The organism is Labrenzia sp. ATLA3, from assembly GCF_057180185.1.
Genome location: NZ_JBXUKV010000014.1, coordinates 47,126 through 66,704, shown reverse-complemented (window position 1 = coordinate 66,704; position 19,579 = coordinate 47,126). Strand labels below are relative to the sequence as shown.

Annotated in this window: 16 protein-coding genes and 1 other RNA gene; 12 read left to right on the top strand and 5 right to left on the bottom strand. The window is 59.5% G+C overall.

The genetic code is table 11. From position 1 onward, the window contains the following. Positions 1-22 precede the first annotated feature (22 nt). Positions 23-697, bottom strand: coding sequence for a pyridoxamine 5'-phosphate oxidase family protein (locus AC2A6O_RS28345; protein WP_498932065.1), 675 nt, complete (start codon positions 695-697; stop codon positions 23-25). A gap of 84 nt (positions 698-781) precedes the next feature. Between AC2A6O_RS28345 and pdxR the strand changes: the two genes are divergently transcribed. Next, positions 782-2,254 (top strand): MocR-like pyridoxine biosynthesis transcription factor PdxR, encoded by a 1,473-nt coding sequence (gene pdxR / locus AC2A6O_RS28340; protein WP_498932064.1) that lies wholly within the window; start codon positions 782-784, stop codon positions 2,252-2,254. Positions 2,255-2,567: 313 nt separating this feature from the next. Here the strand turns inward: pdxR and AC2A6O_RS28335 are convergent, their stop codons facing one another. Both AC2A6O_RS28335 and AC2A6O_RS28330 read right to left on the bottom strand, forming a co-directional pair. After that, a complete protein-coding gene (locus AC2A6O_RS28335) occupies positions 2,568-4,253 on the bottom strand; it encodes a methyl-accepting chemotaxis protein (RefSeq protein WP_498932063.1) in 1,686 nt (561 codons plus the stop codon). Positions 4,254-4,265: 12 nt separating this feature from the next. Continuing rightward, entirely contained in the window at positions 4,266-4,868 is a 603-nt protein-coding gene (locus tag AC2A6O_RS28330; RefSeq protein ID WP_209001254.1) for a hypothetical protein, read from the bottom strand. Between the two features lie 413 nt (positions 4,869-5,281). Between AC2A6O_RS28330 and rnpB the strand changes: the two genes are divergently transcribed. Beyond that, positions 5,282-5,704, top strand: an RNA gene (rnpB, locus tag AC2A6O_RS28325) — RNase P RNA component class A. A gap of 12 nt (positions 5,705-5,716) precedes the next feature. On the opposite strand, the gene AC2A6O_RS28320 is transcribed toward rnpB, so the two are convergent. Together AC2A6O_RS28320 and AC2A6O_RS28315 are read right to left on the bottom strand one after the other, a co-directional pair. Continuing rightward, positions 5,717-7,204 carry a flavin-containing monooxygenase gene (locus AC2A6O_RS28320; protein WP_498932062.1) on the bottom strand — a complete coding sequence of 496 codons (1,488 nt, stop codon included), beginning with the start codon at positions 7,202-7,204 and terminating at the stop codon, positions 5,717-5,719. 94 nt (positions 7,205-7,298) lie between these two features. Further along, a complete protein-coding gene (locus AC2A6O_RS28315) occupies positions 7,299-7,745 on the bottom strand; it encodes a cupin domain-containing protein (RefSeq protein ID WP_498932061.1) in 447 nt (148 codons plus the stop codon). 171 nt (positions 7,746-7,916) lie between these two features. On the opposite strand from AC2A6O_RS28315, the gene AC2A6O_RS28310 reads away from it, so the two are divergent. The 10 genes from AC2A6O_RS28310 to AC2A6O_RS28265 all read left to right on the top strand — a co-directional run bounded on the left by AC2A6O_RS28310 (position 7,917) and on the right by AC2A6O_RS28265 (position 19,570). Further along, positions 7,917-8,915: a cupin domain-containing protein gene (locus tag AC2A6O_RS28310; protein WP_498932060.1), complete on the top strand. Its 999-nt coding sequence runs from the start codon at positions 7,917-7,919 to the stop codon at positions 8,913-8,915. A 413-nt stretch (positions 8,916-9,328) separates the two neighbouring features. Further along, positions 9,329-9,796 carry a division/cell wall cluster transcriptional repressor MraZ gene (locus tag AC2A6O_RS28305; RefSeq protein WP_148586028.1) on the top strand — a complete coding sequence of 156 codons (468 nt, stop codon included), beginning with the start codon at positions 9,329-9,331 and terminating at the stop codon, positions 9,794-9,796. After that, positions 9,796-10,833, top strand: a complete 1,038-nt coding sequence (rsmH, locus tag AC2A6O_RS28300) for a 16S rRNA (cytosine(1402)-N(4))-methyltransferase RsmH (protein WP_498932095.1) — start codon at positions 9,796-9,798, stop codon at positions 10,831-10,833. Before AC2A6O_RS28305 ends, rsmH begins: the two co-directional genes overlap by 1 nt. A gap of 2 nt (positions 10,834-10,835) precedes the next feature. Then, positions 10,836-11,189 carry a cell division protein FtsL gene (gene ftsL / locus AC2A6O_RS28295; RefSeq protein WP_148586030.1) on the top strand — a complete coding sequence of 118 codons (354 nt, stop codon included), beginning with the start codon at positions 10,836-10,838 and terminating at the stop codon, positions 11,187-11,189. Between the two features lie 10 nt (positions 11,190-11,199). Then, entirely contained in the window at positions 11,200-12,912 is a 1,713-nt protein-coding gene (locus tag AC2A6O_RS28290; RefSeq protein ID WP_148586031.1) for a peptidoglycan D,D-transpeptidase FtsI family protein, read from the top strand. A 101-nt stretch (positions 12,913-13,013) separates the two neighbouring features. Continuing rightward, positions 13,014-14,483: a UDP-N-acetylmuramoyl-L-alanyl-D-glutamate--2,6-diaminopimelate ligase gene (locus AC2A6O_RS28285; RefSeq protein WP_498932059.1), complete on the top strand. Its 1,470-nt coding sequence runs from the start codon at positions 13,014-13,016 to the stop codon at positions 14,481-14,483. After that, positions 14,480-15,910 carry a UDP-N-acetylmuramoylalanyl-D-glutamyl-2,6-diaminopimelate--D-alanyl-D-alanine ligase gene (locus tag AC2A6O_RS28280; RefSeq protein ID WP_498932058.1) on the top strand — a complete coding sequence of 477 codons (1,431 nt, stop codon included), beginning with the start codon at positions 14,480-14,482 and terminating at the stop codon, positions 15,908-15,910. The genes AC2A6O_RS28285 and AC2A6O_RS28280 overlap by 4 nt, the downstream gene beginning before the upstream one ends. 10 nt (positions 15,911-15,920) lie before the next feature. Continuing rightward, positions 15,921-17,006, top strand: coding sequence for a phospho-N-acetylmuramoyl-pentapeptide-transferase (mraY, locus tag AC2A6O_RS28275; protein WP_148586034.1), 1,086 nt, complete (start codon positions 15,921-15,923; stop codon positions 17,004-17,006). Positions 17,007-17,010: 4 nt separating this feature from the next. Continuing rightward, positions 17,011-18,411 carry a UDP-N-acetylmuramoyl-L-alanine--D-glutamate ligase gene (gene murD / locus AC2A6O_RS28270; protein WP_498932057.1) on the top strand — a complete coding sequence of 467 codons (1,401 nt, stop codon included), beginning with the start codon at positions 17,011-17,013 and terminating at the stop codon, positions 18,409-18,411. 1 nt (position 18,412) lies between these two features. Beyond that, positions 18,413-19,570 carry an FtsW/RodA/SpoVE family cell cycle protein gene (locus tag AC2A6O_RS28265; RefSeq protein WP_148586036.1) on the top strand — a complete coding sequence of 386 codons (1,158 nt, stop codon included), beginning with the start codon at positions 18,413-18,415 and terminating at the stop codon, positions 19,568-19,570. Positions 19,571-19,579 lie beyond the last annotated feature (9 nt).

Below are 19,579 nucleotides of genomic sequence, written 5' to 3'. Positions count from 1 at the left end.
TTTGTCTCTTCGAGACGTCAGCTCATGCGAATTTCTTGCGGGCGGCGGACACGGAAGCCGGAAACGGTGTTTCAGCAGACACGTCCGCGGCTGACAGGGGCTGGCCCAGTGCCGTTACAACAGGCACCACGCCCGCCCAGATATCCGTTCCAAGGTCTTCCTTGTCGTCCACCGGTCCACCCGTGCGGACCTTTGTGCTCACATGATCGATGTCCAGAACAAGAACGCCGGTTGCCTTGTGTTCTTTCAGCATCATTTCCCGGCATTCCTCCCAGCGGCCGGGCAAAAGATGATCGGTGATGGCCGCCAGAGCCTCGATCTGTTCCTGCTCGTTTTCGACACGTCTTGCCGTGCCATGCACGATCGCGCAACGATAGTTCACGGAATGGTGGAAGGCCGAACGCGCGACCACCAGACCGTCCACCAATGTCACCGTGAGGCTCATCGGTACACCTTCCGCGTTCGATTTGATGATCCGGGTGCTGCTGGCACCATGAATGTAGATCCGGTCTCCAATCCGGGCATAAGCCATCGGGATCACCATCGGCCGGTCTTCGTGAAGGAAGCCGCAATGGGCGACAAGGCCCTTGTCCAGAATGTCGTAGGCAACGGTCCTGTCATAACCGCCACGGTTCATCTGGCGGATCTTGGCATAACCGGGCAGGTCCGTGGCTTTCCGTTTTTCCAGAGTGGACATGGTCTCGTCTCCAATTGAGTGTCTGTCTTGTGCTTTGCTGTTTCTCCGATAAATTGGCTCCAAAGAAGGTCCGGTTTTTGGAAAATGACAGAACCAGTTTTTCTTGAAGGCATCTTGTCTCTCAAGCGGTCGGGAGAGATTCCGCTGGCGGAGCAGATTTATCGCGGGTTTCGGGAGGCCGTACGCACCGGCCTTCTGCGGTCCGGAACGAGGCTGCCATCCACGCGGCGGCTGGCAGCGTCGCTCAACGTCGGGCGAAACACCGTCAACACGGCGTATGACCTGTTGCAAGCCGAAGGCGTGATCACCGTGCGCACTGGTGCCGCCCCCCGCGTGACCGAAGGGCTCCTGCTTGAAGGCATCAGCGCGCGGCGCAAGACCGATGCAAACGGCCCTATGTTGTCCCGACGCGGGCAAACGCTGAGCGCCAATCTGCGCGGCGAGGGGTGGGCTTATCGACAGGGGGGCTTGCAGCCTGGCGCACCGGCGCTTGACCTTTTTCCTTACGAAGAATGGGCCAGATGCTTGCGCAGGGCCGCGCGGCTGGAACGTAGCGCGGATCTCCACTATCAGAATTTCGCCGGTCTGAAGGCACTCAAGCAGCAGATTGCCCGTCACCTTGCGGCCGAACGTGGGGTTCGGGCCGAACCGGAGCGAATCCTCATCACCAGTTCGACACAGGCCAACCTGACGATGCTCAGTCAGCTGCTTGCCGATCCAGGTGATGAAGTCTGGCTTGAGGAGCCAGGATATCTCGGGGCCCGCACTGCCTTTTCCGGCGCCGCGTTGAAGATCCGCCCCCTGCCGACCGACGGCGACGGCGCAGATGCGTCGAAGATGGACCATCTCGGCACTCCGCCAAAGCTGATCTACGTCACGCCCTCGCATCATTATCCGCTTGGCGCGCGCATGCCATTGTCGCGGCGCCTTGCGCTTCTCGATGTCGCTCGAACCTGCGGTGCGGTTATCCTGGAAGACGACTACGACAGTGAGTTCCTGTTCGAGGGGCGGCCAGTAGCTGCATTGCACGGATTGGCGGACGAGGGGCAGGTTGTCTATCTGGGCACATTCGCCAAGAGCCTGCTGCCGGGGTTGCGGATCGCCTATTGCGTCGTGCCGGACGTTCTTGTCGATCCGCTCACGCAGACAATGCGCAACATGGGCTGCTCCGCCAATGTTCAGGCGCAGGCTGCGCTCGCTCATTTCATGGATAGCGGAGCCTATCAGAAACACCTCAAACAGATCCGCCCAGTCTATCTGGAGCGGGGGACACTGCTTGCCGGAACGCTGAAGCAAAGGTTGGGAAACCGTGTTGAAGTTGCACCGCTTACCGGCAATGTGCAGCTGACCGTGATGTTCCGCGAGCCGGTCAACGATATTGCGGTTGCGCTGGCCATGCAGGACCGGGGTTTTGCCGTTTCGCCGCTCAGTAACTGTTATCTGTCAGAGGCTGGCCGACCGGGATTGATTGTCGGCTTCGCGGGAGCGAACGCACGGCAGATCGAGGAAGGCGTCGATGCCCTTGCCAGCCTCCTCGGTGCGGATGAGGCTTTTTGACCAGGCATGTTCAAAGCCGCATCACCGGACGGTCGCCGTGTACGAGTTCAGACACTTCTGGTGGTTTTGCGACGACAGTTCCGATCAACCGATGCGGTGAGCCGCCTTCCCTGAAACCTCCCACCAGCAAGGGGAGCCATCTGTCATGAGGTCCACGGCGTCCTGGGTCTTGGTGCGTTTCTCGCGAAAACGTCCCCCCAGATTGTGATCCTGAGGGGACGTTAGCCGTTGGCGCTCCTCATGCAAAACGAAGCTTCTATGAGGCAGCTTTTTGCGGAGACAGCGCCCTTTGAGAGCGCTGGCTCATGCCTATTCAGGCGGCTCGAACCTTGCCCAGGAAGTCCTGCATGGCGTGGCGCAGAGTGTTGGACTGTTCCTGCAACTCTCCCACAGCCTCATCCATGGCGGAACTCAGGTTGGCAGTTTCGCTGGCTGCTGAGCTCACCTCGGAAATGGACCTCGAAACACTTTCAGTGCCCTGGGCTGCTTCGGTGACGCTGCTTGCGATTTCGGTCGTCGCCAGGTTTTGCTCTTCCGCTGCACCCGACATGGCGTGTGTATTTTCCGAAATCTTCCGGACCAGGCCGGCAACTGACTCTGTCGCTTCTGTTGAAGCATCCGCAGCCTGACGCATTTCGCTGATCTGCCGGTCGATTTCTTCGGTCGCCTTCGAGGTCTGTTCGGCTAGTGCCTTCACTTCTGATGCAACGACGGCAAACCCTTTTCCGGCCTCACCGGCGCGGGCGGCCTCGATGGTCGCATTGAGGGCGAGCAGATTGGTCTGTTCGGCAATATCGGTGATCAATTTCGTGACATCGCCGATGCGTGAAACCACGTTCTGCACTGTCGCCACGGCTTCGTTGGAACGTCCAACTTCGCTTTCTGCTTCCTGAGCGATTTGCGAGGAAGAGCGTACCTGATCCGTGATCGCACGAATGGAGGCGGAGAGTTCCTCCGTCGCGCTGGCAACGGTGTTCACGTTTGTGGTCGCCTGTTCCGCGGCCGCGGAAACGGCCAAAGCCTGATCCGTGGTGTTGTTGGCGATTGTCGAAAGAGACCCGGCAGAACTGGTCAGGGCGTCGAGCCTCGTAATCATGCCGTCGCAGATGGCAAGAACAGTTGTTTCGAAGTCGCTGGCGACTTTTTCCATTTCCTCGCGCTTCAGTTTCTCGGCATTGATCCGTTCCACCTCGGTCTGTTCCTCAAGGTCCTTCGTGCGGATCAGGTTTTCCCGGAAGACGCCGAGGGCGCGGCCGAGGAGACCGATTTCGTCCTGTCGGTCGCCAACATCCGCCGTCATTGAGGTATCCCCGGACGACAGCTTGTCGGTTACGGTCGCAAGCCGCGAAAGCGGTGCGGAAATGGCGATGTGATTGAGGAAGCCCATGATCATGGCAAGCACGGTCAGGATCAAGGTGCTGGCAAGCGAGACGATCTGGACCATCTGCATGGCCTGGTTCTGTGCGATAACGGATTGCTTACGTTCCAGCCCGACATCCTGAGCAAGCTGCCGGCTTTGCTGTTGCACTGCCTTCAGGAGGTCAGCGCTTTCCGGTGTCAGGTCAATGGCACGGGCCATGTCGACGGTTTCCGGTGTCCGCATCAGTTCGATCTGGCGTGCTGCAATCTGGCTGTACCAGGTTTCCCAACTTGCTTTCAATTCTGACAGGTGGTCTTCAAATTGCGGCACAGTTGCGTCGACACGTGTTGCGACGTCGGAAAAAACGGTTTGAATTTCGGTATTCAACTCCTGCGACCGGGTCAGGAGATCGCGGTTGCCGGTGAGCAAAAACGATTTGACCGACAAGGCCTGGGCAGCGATCTTTTCCGTGAGTTCGGCGGTGGCCGCATTGAGATCGGAAAGATTGTTGGCCGTTTTGACTTCATTCAGCGCGGAATGGGTCTTGTAGGCACTCACGCCTCCAGCCACAGCACCGATCAGTGCGAGTGCCAGGAAGCCAGCAGCAATCTTCTTGCTGACGGAGAGGTTTTTGAACATGGTTTTTCCCGCTTAAGACCCTGTGCCCTGACGACGCATCAGTTCGGTCAGATTGAATTCCACCGTTGCTGCCCCGATGGCTTTTTTCGTTTCGGGATCGGTGATTGTCATATTGAGCTGGGCGCGCCAGATCTTGCTGTCGTCATCCCATTCCGGTTCGTCAATGAAGACTGTCTCGGGACCATTGGGAAAGGTTTTCTGGAACTTGGCTTCGTCGCCTTGCCAGTAGTCGCTCGTAATTCCGCTTTGCCCGACATTCAAGCCATTGGCGTCCATGACGAACATTTCGGGATAGAGGCCAAGCGATCCGGCCTGAACACGCAGAAGGTAGATCGACAGGGGGGCGGACAAGGTGGCGGAGATCAGCGGTTTGTCTGCAGCTTCACGTTCCTGTCGCCACTGCTTGTCCAGCGCATCAATTTCTGCCTGGGAAAGTGCACCGCGCAAATTGTTCTGGGCATTGATAGACAGTGCGACGATCGGGTTGGATAACCATTCAGCGACGGCTTCCACCACCTCCGGCTGGATCAGCGCTTTCGCGTCTGGCGGTGTCTCGGCAGCGTGAGCAACAGTTGCCAGCATGAGCGCTGGCAAAAACGTGCACAGTCGACGCATTATAGTCTCCTTGTTTGTTTTTGGTACTCTCCGTTGCACCCGTTTCGTAATGCTTAATATTTGTCCTACAACACTGAAATGACTTTAATTTTTGTGTTTAAGGCAAGTTGATTGTAAAATATCATATTGTCATATGTTGCAGTGTTACTGACTATTTCCTCCCGTTACTTGATGGCGCCGACAAGTTTTCTATCGAGTGACGCTGTCTTCGAGGTGCCTGCCGATAGATCTGCAAGACGAAGCGAACGTTCTCACACGCGAGCTGTGAAGGCAGGAGAAGCTAATAGTCTTGACCACTTGCGAAGAGAGACACGGTGGGTTGTGCCGACTGCTGGATGGTTTCCCGGGAATTCGAACGTCAGCGTATGGACTGTCGCTTGACCTCGTCCGCAAAGCCTCCTAAGTCCCATGCGCCAGTCGGCCGGACAGCCGCTGCCGCAAGTGCCGAAAGGCCGCGGGGGAGGAAAGTCCGGGCTCCATGGAAACACGGTGCCGGGTAACGCCCGGCGAGGGTGACCTTAGGGAAAGTGCCACAGAAAGCAAACCGCCCCGGCCAGATCGAGAGATTTTTCCGGGGTAAGGGTGAAAGGGTGGGGTAAGAGCCCACCGCGCAACTGGCAACAGCGGCGGCATGGTAAACCCCACCGGGAGCAAAACCGAATAGGGACAACGCGGACCAGAGCAATCCGGTCCAGGCCGGTTTCCAGGCCAGTTGTCCGGGTTGGTTGCGATAGGCGTCTGGCAACAGACGTCACAGATGAATGGCTGTCACGTCCGCGTCAGGTCTCGTATCTGGCCGGGCCGTACAGAACCCGGCTTACAGGCCGGCTGGCACTTACCTTCCCGTTTCAGCTCGCCGCATATTGGGGGGTGCTTTCGAGAAATGTCCCGTACGCATCTGCGTTGGGATAGGAGAACTGCTCAGCCAGCGGGTTTGCACGTTTTCGTCTGGTCGCTCCCATATCTGCCAGCAACTCGTCGAAATGCCGGAAGTGGAACGGGGCGGAGCACAGACCGCCATAGACCTGGGCCGCCGGGCGTTCCTCGCGTCGCCAATGCAACATCTGGTCGATATTGGCGCGCATTTCCGCATCGGTCGGTTGGTTTGCCAATTGGCCGTCAGCATAGCGTACCAACCAGTTGGCGATCATTTCCGCTGACAGAACCGTACAGAAGCTGGAGTTGAAGCCGACAAATCCCATATCGGGCAAGTCAGGGTTCACCGACAACCGGTAGACGCGGTATTGCCCGTCCGGCTCTATCAGTTTGTCGCGGTATTCCTGCGCCAGATAGGGAATCCCGAGTTTCCAGCCAACAGCCAGAACCGCAAGATCGCAGGGGATCGCCTCTCCGGTCGACAGAACGACTTTGCCTGTCTCATAGTGGTCGAAAGTGCCGCGAACCGGCCGAATGCTGCCTGCTTCAAATCCTTCAAACAGTCCAGGTGTCACGATCGGCAGCGAGCACGAAGCATCCTTTTCGATCGGAAGATCCGGCACCATGTCCCACTTCTTCAGTTTTAGCTGGAGCTTCAACAGGGTTTCGAGACCCCTGAAATTTGCCCAGATCAAAGGTTTGAAGGCGGCGGAAACCGCTTTTGCAATGCCGGATCTACCCCAGCCGTTGAACTGCTGTTCCTGCGCGCGCATGTAGAGCAGACGTTTGAAGTTGATGCCGCCCACAAAGTAGGGCACGCGCCAGACTGGTTCGCGGTAAACAAGCGTCACCGACTTCGCACCGTTCCTGGCGGCGTTGACGACAAGATCCGTCGCGGATTTCGAGCCACCCAGGACGACCACATGTTTGCCCTGTGCAAGGCTGCTGTCGGTGTAGTCGGAGCTGTGCAGAACCTTGCCGCCAGCGGCTTCAAAGGCTTCCTGTCCAGGATGGGAAATGATGTTCTTGTCGGAGAACTGGCCGGTGCAAATGGCGACAAAGTCGACATCTTCGCTCCAGGTTCTGCCTGCGGCCTCCAGGGTCAATGTCCAACCGGGCTTACCGTCAGTGCGGCGGTCCATCGACAGCACATTCGTGTTCAGCCGGAACAGGCGGCCCAGCTTGTGTTTCTTTGCGTAGGCATGCAGATAGGCGTGGACCTGAGGGCCCTTCGGCCATTCAGGATACTCTTCCGGCATTGGAAGGTCGGTGAAGCGGTACAGGTCCTTGGGCGACTGGGTCTGCACATCCGGATAGGACCGGGACAGTTCCCAGACACCGCCGAAATCGTGGCTTCTCTCGAAGCCCAGTACTCGATGCCCGCGCTCGTCGAAGGCTTTCGCAGCCGCAAGCCCGCTCACGCCGCCGCCGATGACGGCGACAGTCTTGCGTTTCGTCATTCTCGATGTCCTCTCGCATCAGGGGAGGCCAGCGCTTCAGCGAACGCTGGCAGTCCACCTTGTCATTTCAAAAAGATGAGCTTGCCCTATGCCTTCAAGCCTGATCGGGAGGCGGCAGGAAATCGACCTCGTGCAACGCGGAAAGCCGGACCAGTTCAGCTGGATCCGTAACGCCGTCGAGAACTCCGAAAAGCTCGAAGAGTTTTCGAGAAGGGGCTACGCCGAAGAAACAGGTGGCGGTCCTGCCGGACCGGTTGAAGACACCGTGTGCCTCGCCCATCGGCATGCGGATTGTGTCGCCTGCTTTCGCCTTGTGGGCCTTTCCGCCCATTTCCACTTCCAGTTCCCCGTCCAGCATCAAGATCCATTCGTCCTGGGTCGGATGAATGTGGGGTGGGACGAAAGTGTCAGCAGGAACGACAGCGTGCCAGATGAAGGCGTTGTCGCTCAGGAGTTTTGGCGTATAGGTGTGCCCGACCACATTCCAGCTGGTATTGTCCAGTCCCGCGTCAGCTGCGGTAATGCCTGCGCCATCTTGCATGATTGTTCCCCTCATTTGGTGCGCTTTGGTCTTTTGACGGGAAAAGGCTACGCTCAGCTTCGCGGATTTCTTTATCCAGAAAGCGAAAATACTTGGCTGGATGCAGTAAAATCACGCATTGCGCAGACGCTGACACTTGAACGGGTTTCGCAGCAGGGGCATGCTGTCGGGATGTTGTCCCAGACAGGAAGCAAAACACCGCTGGAACGTTTCAGATGCTTCGCAACCTCTGATGTTGACGAAGCTCGGGAGATCGTTGCCCGTCATTTCTGCAACCACCGTCTGGGCCGCTTTTCGGCCTCCGACAGCTTCGATGCCTGCCAGAACCGGGTGTCCGGACAACGTCTCTCCCTCAACTATTTACGTTACGGCGCCGATGTGGCCATCGAGCCCGGAGAACTTTCGGACTTCTACCTGGTTCAGGTTCCAATCACCGGGGCGGCGGATGTGCGCAATGGCTGCCGGTCCATGGTTTCCACCCCGGCAGTGGCTTCCATCCTCAATCCCGACCGGCATACGGCCATGCGCTGGCATGCAGGCTGCGAACAGATCCTTCTACAGATAGAGACGGGCTTTCTGCAGGAAGTTGCCGCGAGAATGGCCGGCGTTTCCGTCGGTCAGGTTCGCTTTGAGCCCGAATTCAATCTTCTGTCGCAGGAAGGAGCAGCGTGGGCGCGACGCCTGCGCGGCATTCTGGGGGCGGTGGAAGAGGGGCGTGCCTTTCAGGGGGCCGGTATCCTGGAGCAACGCCACCTGGAAGAGGCGCTTGTCGGCACGCTTCTGGAATTCCAGCCGAACACCGTCTCGCCACTGCTTGAGCGGCAGGAGACGGGCAAGTCGCCTGCAATTCTCAAAAGGGCGGTAAAGTTGATCGGCGAGCGTTTTGCCGATGACATCAGTCTTCTGGATATCAGCACCCACGCAAGAACCTCGCCCAGGAACCTTCAATTGCATTTCCGGCAGGAGTTCGGGTGCAGCCCGTTGCAATATCTCCAGAACGTGCGCTTGAGCTACGCCCGGCACCTGTTGCTATCGGAGGGGCGAGGCCTGCCTGTGGCGGAAGTCGCTTACCGCTCGGGTCACCGGCATCTGGGCCGCTTCTCGGTTGCCTACCGGGAGCGGTTTGGTGAAACGCCTGGTGCCACGGGGCGGGCGCAAAGGTTCGGTTGAGGCGCCCGGCGCGGCGGCGTTTTCATTCTCCACAAGTCTTTCGAAGTGGGCAGAAATTGCCGGGTTTCCGGGCTTTCGTGCGGAAAACCTCCGTATTCCTGCGAATCCGATTCTCCAATTGTGTCAAGGCTTCATTAAGCATGTTTGCCTTAAGGTCATTCGACGGGGTCGTGTGCGATCAAATCGAGCCGGAATCCATGAGATTCCATTGACCGCCCATCAAATCCCATGGTATCCCATAGAAACCCAGAATGGGGAGCGCGGGCCCATGTCGCTAGGGTCTTGGACATCGGTTTAACGGCTCGGAAGGTGCTGTTTTGCAAATTGCATGTCCGGGCAGGTTGCCGGCCTTCCTCATAACTCACGGGTGAATTTTGGATTTGAGCGGGTGGGGACCCGTTTCGAGGGGATGAATGGCCGGCTTTGTTTCTCACTTTACCAACCGGCTGGATGCCAAGGGTCGCGTGTCGATCCCGGCGCCCTTCCGTGCGGTATTGGTGAGAGATGGTTTTGAAGGTCTTTATTGCATTGCTTCTTCACATTGCGCGGCTGTTGATGCGGGCGGAAACGAATTGCTCGATCAAATCAACAAGAGCTCGGACGGCTTTGCAAAGCTCTCTCCCGATCACGATGCACTGGCTATTGCCTTGTTCGGCGCCAGTGAAAACCTGCGGATCGACGGGGATGGCCGTATGACCATTTCCGACACAATTCGCGAGCACACCGGAATTACTGATCAGGTCACCTTTGTCGGCATGAACTACAAGTTCCAGATCTGGGAGCCTGAAAAGTTTCGCGAGTTTCGCGCAGAGGCCCAACGGCGTGCGCTCGCGATGCTGTCGGAGCAACGCTCCGCATCCTCTCAGGGAGAGCCGGCATGATGGCGCTTGGCGACAGAGACGTTGCGTCTGACGCTGGCGGACCCGAGCGCCACGTGCCGGTTCTCCTGACAGAGGTTCTGGAGTGGCTCAAGCCGCAGCCGGATGAAGTGATTGTGGATGGCACCTTTGGTGCCGGTGGGTATTCCCGCGCCATCCTGGAGCGTGGTGCCCGTGTGGTCGGTGTTGACCGGGATCCGGACGCGATTGCGGGCGGGCAGGAGCTTGTACGGGCTTCTGAGGGCCGGCTGATGCTTGTGCCGGGCCAGTTCGCCGACCTGGAAACGCATGCGCGCTCTTGCGGGTTCGATGGTGTCGACGGTGTGGTTCTGGACCTCGGCGTTTCCTCCATGCAACTCGATGAGGCCGAGCGCGGATTTTCATTTTTGCGCGACGGGCCGCTGGACATGCGCATGGAGCAGGCCGGGCCATCGGCGGCTGATGTCGTCAACGAGCTGCCGGTGAAGGATCTGATCCGCGTCATCGGTCTGCTGGGCGAGGAAAAGCGGGCAACGACTGTTGCCCATGCCATCGACAAGGCCCGCAAGGAGAAGCCTTTCACCCGGACGCTGGAGCTGGCGAACCTGATTGAAAAGGTGCTCGGCCGGTCGCCGAAGAAGGCGCAGATCCACCCGGCGACGCGAACCTTTCAGGCGCTGCGGATCTATGTGAACGGCGAACTGCATCAGGCTGCCGAAGCGCTGGGCGCGGCTGAGCGGATCCTGAAACCGGGCGGCCGCCTGGTGCTGGTGAGTTTCCATTCTCTGGAGGACCGCATCGTCAAGCGGTTCTTTCAGGATCGGACACGGACCCGAGGTGGCGGGTCACGGCATATGCCGGAAGAGGACGTTCCTCCGGCGACATTCGAATTGTTGACGCGCAAGGCGGTGGAAGCTGCCAGCACGGAAACGGACATTAATCCGCGGGCAAGATCCGCGAAACTTCGGGCCGGGCGGCGGACCGAAGCTGAGGCGCGAGAGCTGGACATCCATCAGGCGGGTGTTCCGCGTCTTGCAGCCTTTCATGGTCTAGGGGGCTGAAAATGGTTCGAACGCTGAACATCGTGTTCATACTGGCGGTCGTGATCGGTGCGGCGACCGTCTATGACATGAAGCTCGCAGCAACGAAGTCTGCGGAGCGGGTTGCCGAGCTCAAGCGGCAAATCGATGAGGAGCGCGACTCCATTCGCCATCTGAAGGCCGAGTGGAGCCTGCTGAACAAGCCGGACCGTCTGCAGTCCCTGGTCGAGCGCTACAATGATTATCTTCTTCTTGAGCCGCTTGATGTGAAGCAGATCGTGACGACGGAAGACCTTCCGGCTCGTCCCGTCATGCTGGAGCCTATCGGTGGCAGTCAGATGGGCGGCTATGCCGGCTCTTCTGCTGTGATCCGTTGAGGGGGCGGTCATGACGATGGTTAGCGAACCGGCAAGCTTCCTTCAGGTGCGGCGGGCTCATCCGCGGGCCGCTCGGGACTCAGTTTCCGCCAGCGCGGTCAAATCCCGTGTCTATGTGGCGATGCTCGCCTTTGCCTGCGTCTATGTTGCGATCGCGGGCCGGCTGGTGATGCTGGCGCAAATGGAAGAAGCGCCCTCACATGCGTGGATCTCAGCGCAGGATTCCGTCTCCGCATCCCGTCCGGATCTGGTCGACAGGAACGGCGAAATCCTGGCGACGGACATCAAGACGGCTTCGCTTTATGCCGAACCGCGCCGCATCATGGATGTGGATGAAGCGGTTGAAGGGCTGACCCGCATCCTGCCCGATCTGAACGAAGGGCTCGTGCGCCGCCGCCTGGAAAGCGGCGCCGGCTTTGTGTGGCTGAAACGGGAAATGACGCCGCAGCAGGCGGAAAGGGTTCATAATCTCGGCTTGCCGGGTATCGGTTTCCTGTCGGAAAACCAGCGCTTCTACCCGGGTGGTCCGACCGCAGGGCATATCGTGGGCTCCGTCAACGTCGACAACCAGGGCCTCGCGGGCATCGAGAAATACATCGATGACTCCTGGCTGCGAGATCTTCAGTCCCTGGGCTTCACATCAGACCGTACGATGGAGCCGGTCAAGCTGTCCGTCGATCTTCGCGTTCAGCATGTCGTGCGTGACGAGCTGGTAAAGGCGATGGAACGCTACAAGGCGATTGCCGCTGCCGGCATCGTGCTGGATGTAAAGACCGGCGAAGTGGTCGCCATGTCCTCCTTGCCCGACTACGACCCGAACGACCGCTCCCAGGCCCTGGAAAAGGATCGCCTCAACCGGGCGACCGGCGGTGTCTTTGAAATGGGGTCGGTGTTCAAGACCTTCACCACCGCAATGGCGCTGGATTCGGGGGCCGTTTCGATCAACGACAGCTTCGATGCGACGCGCCCGATCAGGGCCGGTGGGCGGACGATTTCGGATTTCCACGGGAAACACCGCATCCTGTCGGTGCCGGAAATCTTCATCTATTCGTCCAACATCGGTACTGCCAAAATGATGCTGGCAACCGGCATCGCGCGCCAGCAGGAATTCCTGAAGCGCCTGCACCTGACCGAACGTCTGAAGACGGAGCTGCCCGAAAACGCAGCGCCTCTGCTGCCGCCGAAATGGAACGAGCTGGCAGCGATGACCATTTCCTTCGGTCACGGTATTTCCGTTACGCCGATGCAGACCGCGGTTGCCGCAGCCGCATTGGTCAATGGTGGCACACTGCTGCCGCCAACCTTCCTGCCGCGCAGCCCGGAAGACGTGCAAAAGCTTGGAAAGAAAGTCGTTTCTCCGGAAACAAGCCGGATAATGCGGTATCTCTTCAGGCTGAACGTGCTCTCCGGTTCCGGCCGACGGGCCGATGTCCCGGGGTACACGGTCGGGGGTAAGACCGGCACCGCAGAGAAGATCGAGAACGGCCGGTATGTGAGCAACAAGCGGCGCAATTCTTTCCTGTCGGCCTTCCCGATGGACGACCCACGCTATGTGGTTCTTGTCGTGGTCGACGAACCGAAACCGGAACGCAAAGGCATCGGTGCAACGGCAGGTCTCAATGCCGCGCCGATGGTCGGGGCAATTATTCGCCGCGCCGCTCCGATGCTTGGTGTCATGCCGCGTTTCAGCAAAGGGGATGAACCAATCGAGATTTCCTATTAAGGAGACGAGTCGAACTTTGAAAACCGGCGGGGTCGCAGCCGAAATCCGGTTTTCTGGAAAAGTTCATTGAAGACGACGCACCAACCGGATGATCGGGTGAAATGGATCTTGAGTATTTAGCTGCCGGGCTGACCTTGCCCGAGGCGGCAGGGGCTCGCAAAATTACGGGGCTGACGGCTGATAGCCGCAAAGTTCAGCCGGGCTTTTTGTTCGCCGCCTTCAAAGGGGTTTCCGTCGACGGGACAAAGTTCGCCCCGGACGCAGCAGCGGCCGGGGCAATTGCCATTCTGTGCGCAGAAGAGACGGCCGCAGATGTGCGTGCGCAGGTGCCGGATACGGTCGCTGTTGTCAGCGCTGCTGAACCCCGTCAGGTCTTTGCAAAAATGGCGTCCCGCTTCTACGGAGCGCAGCCTGACACGATCGTTGCTGTCACTGGCACCGCGGGCAAGACCTCCGTCGCCCATTTCGCCCGGCAAATCTTCCAGGCCGCCGGCCACCCGTCTGCAAGCCTCGGCACCTTGGGGGTGATCAAGCCGGACGGTGAAAGCTACGGCGGGCTGACGACACCGGACCCGGTGGTCTTGCACAAAAAGCTGGCCGAACTGGAAGACGAAGGCGTCAATCACGCGGCACTGGAGGCCTCGTCTCACGGTCTCGACCAGTACCGTCTGGATGGTGTGCGTCTGACAGCTGCCGCGTTCACCAATCTCGGCCGCGATCACATGGATTATCACCCCACGATCGAGCACTACCTCAATGCCAAGCTCCGGCTGTTTGCCGAGTTGCTGCCGGCAGGTGGGACCGTGGTTCTCGATCCGGGTGAGAAATATGCGGACCGTGTCATGGCTGTCGCGCAGGAGCGTGGTCTGCCGATCTTTACCGTTGGGGAAACAGGCCGGAACCTGACCCTGACCGGCTTGAGGCCGGTGGGGGCAGGGCAGGAGCTGACAATCCAGAGCGTGCGCGGCGAATACAAGGTGACGCTGCCCCTGATTGGCCGGTTCCAGGTGTCCAACGCTCTCATCGCTGCCGGTCTTGCCATTGCCGCTGGCATCGACACGGGAACTGCCTTGCGGGCACTTGAAAACCTCAAGGGCGCTCCGGGCCGGCTTGAACTTGCCGGCAGAACGCCGGCCGGCGGACTGGTTTTTGTCGACTACGCCCACAAGCCGGATGCTCTCGATAATGCCCTCGCGGCCCTGAAACCCTTCGCAGGTGGCAAGCTGTCCGTGGTGATCGGCGCCGGTGGCGACAGGGATCCCGGAAAGCGCGAATTGATGGGCGAGGTTGCTGCCCGGCGGGCCGATCTGGTCATTGTCACTGACGACAACCCGCGTTCGGAAGATCCGGCCACCATTCGCAAGGCGGTCATGGGCGGCGCCCCCGGGGCCATCGAGATCGGTGACCGATATGAAGCGATCGCTGAAGGGGTTCGCCGCCTAAAGGATGGCGATATCCTGTGTGTGGCCGGAAAAGGTCACGAAACGGGCCAGATTGTTGGCGACACAGTGATTCCCTTTTCCGATCATGAAGCCGTATTGCGCGCTATCAGCCTTGAAGGAAACAAATGAGCGACCCGCTTTGGACCCTCGATGCTTTTGTTGAAGCTGCCGGTGGCCGCCTTCAGGGTGATGCAGGCGCTGAAATTACCGGAATATCCATCGATAGCCGGACACTGGAGCCGGGCGATGCCTTTGTCGCGATCGCGGGCGACCGTCTGGACGGACATGACTATGTCGCCGCTGCACTGGAAGCCGGTACATCGGTGGCCGTGGTCGCCGAGGATCGCCTGTCGAAGCTGCCGGAAGACGGTCGTTATGTCGTGGTGGACGACCCGCTGGAAGCCATGCGAAAGCTTGGTGTTGCCGCACGGGCCCGCAGCAAGGCCCGTATCGTCGCGGTCACCGGTTCGGTCGGTAAGACCGGCACGAAAGAAGCGCTGCGTCTGACGCTCGCAGAGACCGGCAAGGTTCATGCGTCGGTTGCCTCGTTCAACAATCATTGGGGCGTGCCGCTGACATTGGCGCGCATGCCGGCCGATGCGGAGTTCGGTGTCTTCGAGATCGGCATGAACCACGCCGGCGAAATCTCGCCTCTGGTGAAGATGGTTCGTCCACATGTGGCGATCATCACAACGGTTCACCCGGTGCATCTTGAGTTTTTCGACAGCGTCGAACAGATCGCCAAGGCCAAGGCGGAAATTTTCGATGGGCTGGAACCGGATGGTGTTGCCATCCTGAACAAGGACAATCTGCAGTTCGACCTGCTGAAATTCCTGGCGGTCACTGCCGGGGTTTCCAGAATTCAGACCTTCGGTGAAGATCGCTCCGCGGACAGCCATCTTCAGAAAGCCGTCTCTTATCCCGCCGGGTCGAGTGTCGACGCAAGCATTCTCGGGCAGGAAATCACCTACAAGATCGGTGCCTCTGGCAAGCATCACGTCAAGAACAGCCTGGCGGTTCTGACCGCGGTGGTGGATCTGGGAGCGGATCTTGCGAAGGCAGGCCTTGCCCTTGATGCCATGCGCGCGCCAAAGGGGCGCGGTGAGGTGACCCGGCTGCCAATGCAGAAGGGCGAGTTCAATCTCATCGACGAAAGCTACAACGCCAATCCCGCGTCCATGAAGGCTGCGCTTGCGGTTCTGGGCGAAGCGCCGGTAACACGGCCGGGCCGCCGCATCGCCGTGATCGGCGACATGCGCGAACTGGGTAGCGATTCCGATCGTTTGCACGCCGAGCTGCTCCAGCCGATCACGGATGCCGATATCGACGCGGTCTACTGCGCCGGCCCGCACATGCATGAGCTGTGGAAGCTGTTGCCGCACGATCTGCGCGGACATTACTGCGAAGAAGCAAAAGATCTGGAAGATGTGCTTTTGAGCGAAGTCCGGCCGGGTGATGTTGTTATGATCAAGGGATCTCTTGGAACCCGGATGGGCCCGCTTGTCGAGGCTTTGAAAAAAGAATATCCGCCTGCGGACGATACCGCAGCAGCGTAAGGGGCATTGGATGTTTTATTTCTTGGGGCTATTCGCTGATCAGATTTCAGCGCTGAACGTGTTCCGATACATCACTTTCCGGACCGGCGGCGCAATCATGACAGCGCTGTTTTTCGTATTCCTGTTCGGGCCAAAAATCATTTCAAGTCTCAGGATACGTCAAGGCCATGGTCAGCCCATCCGTGCGGATGGCCCCGAAAGCCACCTCCTGAACAAAAAGGGCACGCCCACCATGGGGGGGCTGATGATCCTGTCGGGTGCCTTGGTTGCTGCGCTCCTGTGGTCGGACCTGACCAATCCGTATGTCTGGGTGGTCATCGGCGTGACCCTCGGTTTCGGCAGTATCGGCTTTTACGATGATTATCTGAAGGTCACCAAATCCTCCCACTCGGGATTTGGCGGCAAGGCTCGTCTGGGTCTGGAATTCCTGATTGCGGGAGGCGCGGCCTTTGCTGTCACACTTCTGGATACGTCCGAATATTCTGAAGCGATCACCTTTCCCTTCATCAAGGATCTGACGCTCAATCTCGGGCTTTTCTTCATCCCCTTCGCGGCCTTCGTGATGGTGGGTGCAGGCAATGCGGTCAACCTGACCGACGGCCTCGACGGCCTTGCTATCGTTCCGGTGATGATTGCCTGTGCCTCATTCGGCCTGATTGCCTACCTTTCCGGTAACGCGGTTTTTGCCAGCTATCTGCAGATCCACCATGTTGCCGGTACCGGCGAACTTGCGGTCATTTGCGGCGCCGTGATCGGAGCCGGTCTCGGCTTCCTGTGGTTCAACGCTCCCCCAGCCGCGATCTTCATGGGCGACACCGGTTCGCTGGCGCTCGGCGGCATGATTGGCGCCATCGCTGTTGCCACCAAACACGAGATTGTTCTTGCCATCATCGGCGGCCTGTTCGTGCTGGAGGCGGTGTCCGTTATCGTGCAGGTGTTCTCCTACAAGCTGACCGGCAAGCGGGTTTTCCGCATGGCGCCGATCCATCATCATTTCGAGCTCCAGGGCTGGACGGAAAGCCAGGTTGTGATCCGTTTCTGGATCATCTCCGTCGTGCTTGCCCTCATCGGCCTCGCGACCTTGAAGCTGAGGTGAGCGCATGATCCCCGTCACCACATTCGACGGCAGAAAGGTTGCCCTCTTCGGCCTCGGCGGGTCCGGGATTGCAACGGCGCGCGCGCTGAAGGCGGGGGGCGCCGATGTGGTCAGTTTCGACGACAACGAAGCGCGGGTCGAACAGGCTGCCGCGGAAGGGCTTGCAACGAAGAACCTTCGGGATCTCGACTGGTCGGACGTTGCCGCGCTGGTTCTTGCCCCCGGCGTGCCGTTGACCCACCCGGTGCCGCACTGGTCCGTGGAACTGGCGCGCGATGCGGGTGTCGAGATTATCGGTGATGTCGAACTCTTCTGCCGCGAACGGCGCAAGCAATGCCCGGCAGCACCGTTGATTGCGATCACGGGCACCAACGGCAAGTCGACGACCACAGCGCTGATCGCCCACCTGCTAACGACCCTCGGCCGCGATGTGCAGCTTGGCGGCAATATCGGCACCCCGGTTCTGGAACTGGAGCCTCCGCAGCCAGGCCGCCACTATGTGGTCGAGTGCTCGTCCTACCAGATCGATCTGGCGCCCACCCTGGATGCGACGGTCGGCATTCACATGAACCTGTCTCCGGATCATCTCGACCGGCATGGGTCCATGGAACATTACGCTGCGATCAAGGAACGGCTGGTTGCCGGTGCCAAGGTGGCCGTGGTGGGTGTGGATGACCGCTTGTCCTCTGCAATTGCCGACCGGATGGAGCTTGCGCGCAAGCCGGTTTGCCGCATCGCCGGGGAAAAAGAACTCAGCAATGGCATCTATGCCCGGCACGGGCGCCTGATGGAGGCCCATGACGGCAGTCAGGTCGAAGTGGCGCTGCTCGGCGGGATCGACAGCCTCAGGGGCGACCATAACGGGCAGAATGCGGCGGCTGCATTCGCGGCGTTGCGGGCACTGGAAATTCCTGCGCCGCAGATCGCAGATGCGCTGAAGACATTTCCCGGTCTTCATCACCGGATGGAAGTGGTGTCGAAGAACGGCCGGATTCTGTTCATCAACGATTCCAAGGCCACCAACGCGGATGCGGCGGCAAGGGCACTGGCGAGTTTCGACAGGATCTACTGGATCGCCGGTGGTCGGGCCAAGTCTGGCGGCATCTCCTCGCTGGACGAATATTTTCCGAAGGTCGCCAAAACCTTCCTGATCGGCGAGGCCGCCCAGGACTTTGCCAAAACGCTGGACGGGCGCGTTCCCTTTAAAATCAGCGGAACGCTGAGCCAGGCTGTGCAGGATGCGGCTGCCGAGGCGGCGGAAGATGGCGCAGAGGAAATCGCCATACTTTTGTCGCCAGCATGTGCAAGTTTTGATCAATTCCCGAATTTTGAATTGCGGGGCGCTGCTTTTGTAGATGCGGTGCGTGCCTTGCCAAATTCCGGCAACACCCAGGAGGTCGCCTGATATGGTTTCGCGCGCTGATCGCAGCCGATTTGCGGAATGGCTCTGGACAGTGGATCACTATCTGTTAGCCGCCTTCAGCTTGCTGATGGTTGGCGGAGTGGTCCTGTCTTTTGCCGCCAGTCCTCCGGTTGCCGAGCGCATCGGTGTCGAAACCTTCTATTTCGTCAAACGTCAGGCCATGTTCCTGATCCCGGCCTTTATGATCATGCTTGCGGGGTCGCTGATGACGCCGCGCATGGTGCGGCGGGCAGCGCTCATCCTCTTCATCGTTTCGCTGGCGATGATGGTCGCCACCCTGTTCCTGGGGTTCGAAGCCAAGGGGGCACGGCGCTGGATCTATATTGCCGGTTTTTCGATACAGCCGTCTGAATTCCTGAAGCCGGCCTTCGTTGTCCTGATTGCCTTCCTGCTGTCGGAAAGCGGCCGTCGGCGCGAGGTGCCGGGGGTGCTCTTCGCCTTTGTGCTGTTTGCTGTTTGCGCCGCTCTCCTGATCGCCCAACCAGATTTCGGGCAGACCATGCTGCTCGGTCTTGTGTGGGCCGGGCTGTTCTTTCTGAACGGAATTTCCTGGCTCATCATCATGGCACTCGGCGCCATAGGGGTCGCAGGCCTTTTGGCGGCCTATGCCTTCCTGCCGCACGTGACCAACCGTGTCGACCGGTTCCTGGACCCAAGCTCCGGTGACACCTTCCAGGTGGACACGGCCAAGGATTCCTTCCTCGCCGGTGGCTGGCTCGGCCGGGGGCCGGGCGAGGGGACCGTGAAGCGGATCCTGCCCGACAGCCATACCGACTTCATCTTCGCGGTGGTCGGCGAGGAATTCGGTGTCATCGCCTGTCTGCTGCTGGTGTCCGTCTTTGCCTTCATCGTGCTGCGGGGCTTGCGCCATGCCAGCCGCGACCAGGATGCCTTCAGCCGTCTTGCAACGGCGGGCCTTACGGTGCTGTTCGGCTTGCAGGCCACGATCAATCTGGCCGTGAACCTCCATCTTATTCCGTCGAAGGGGATGACCCTGCCATTTGTTTCCTACGGCGGCTCGTCGCTGCTGTCGTCCGCCATGACAGCCGGTGCCATTCTGGCGCTCACGCGCAGGCGGCCGCAGCCGTCGCGCGGTGACGTCGTCACGGTAAGCCGGCTTTCTCCGTCATCCCTGATGTAAGGCCAAAAG

Coding starts and splice junctions, on each gene's coding strand:
- AC2A6O_RS28345 (WP_498932065.1), bottom strand. CDS start 697: ATGTCCACTCTGGAAAAACGGAAAGCCACGGACCTGCCCGGTTATGCC.
- pdxR (WP_498932064.1), top strand. CDS start 782: ATGACAGAACCAGTTTTTCTTGAAGGCATCTTGTCTCTCAAGCGGTCG.
- AC2A6O_RS28335 (WP_498932063.1), bottom strand. CDS start 4,253: ATGTTCAAAAACCTCTCCGTCAGCAAGAAGATTGCTGCTGGCTTCCTG.
- AC2A6O_RS28330 (WP_209001254.1), bottom strand. CDS start 4,868: ATGCGTCGACTGTGCACGTTTTTGCCAGCGCTCATGCTGGCAACTGTT.
- AC2A6O_RS28320 (WP_498932062.1), bottom strand. CDS start 7,204: ATGACGAAACGCAAGACTGTCGCCGTCATCGGCGGCGGCGTGAGCGGG.
- AC2A6O_RS28315 (WP_498932061.1), bottom strand. CDS start 7,745: ATGCAAGATGGCGCAGGCATTACCGCAGCTGACGCGGGACTGGACAAT.
- AC2A6O_RS28310 (WP_498932060.1), top strand. CDS start 7,917: ATGTTGTCCCAGACAGGAAGCAAAACACCGCTGGAACGTTTCAGATGC.
- AC2A6O_RS28305 (WP_148586028.1), top strand. CDS start 9,329: ATGGCCGGCTTTGTTTCTCACTTTACCAACCGGCTGGATGCCAAGGGT.
- rsmH (WP_498932095.1), top strand. CDS start 9,796: ATGGCGCTTGGCGACAGAGACGTTGCGTCTGACGCTGGCGGACCCGAG.
- ftsL (WP_148586030.1), top strand. CDS start 10,836: ATGGTTCGAACGCTGAACATCGTGTTCATACTGGCGGTCGTGATCGGT.
- AC2A6O_RS28290 (WP_148586031.1), top strand. CDS start 11,200: ATGACGATGGTTAGCGAACCGGCAAGCTTCCTTCAGGTGCGGCGGGCT.
- AC2A6O_RS28285 (WP_498932059.1), top strand. CDS start 13,014: ATGGATCTTGAGTATTTAGCTGCCGGGCTGACCTTGCCCGAGGCGGCA.
- AC2A6O_RS28280 (WP_498932058.1), top strand. CDS start 14,480: ATGAGCGACCCGCTTTGGACCCTCGATGCTTTTGTTGAAGCTGCCGGT.
- mraY (WP_148586034.1), top strand. CDS start 15,921: ATGTTTTATTTCTTGGGGCTATTCGCTGATCAGATTTCAGCGCTGAAC.
- murD (WP_498932057.1), top strand. CDS start 17,011: ATGATCCCCGTCACCACATTCGACGGCAGAAAGGTTGCCCTCTTCGGC.
- AC2A6O_RS28265 (WP_148586036.1), top strand. CDS start 18,413: ATGGTTTCGCGCGCTGATCGCAGCCGATTTGCGGAATGGCTCTGGACA.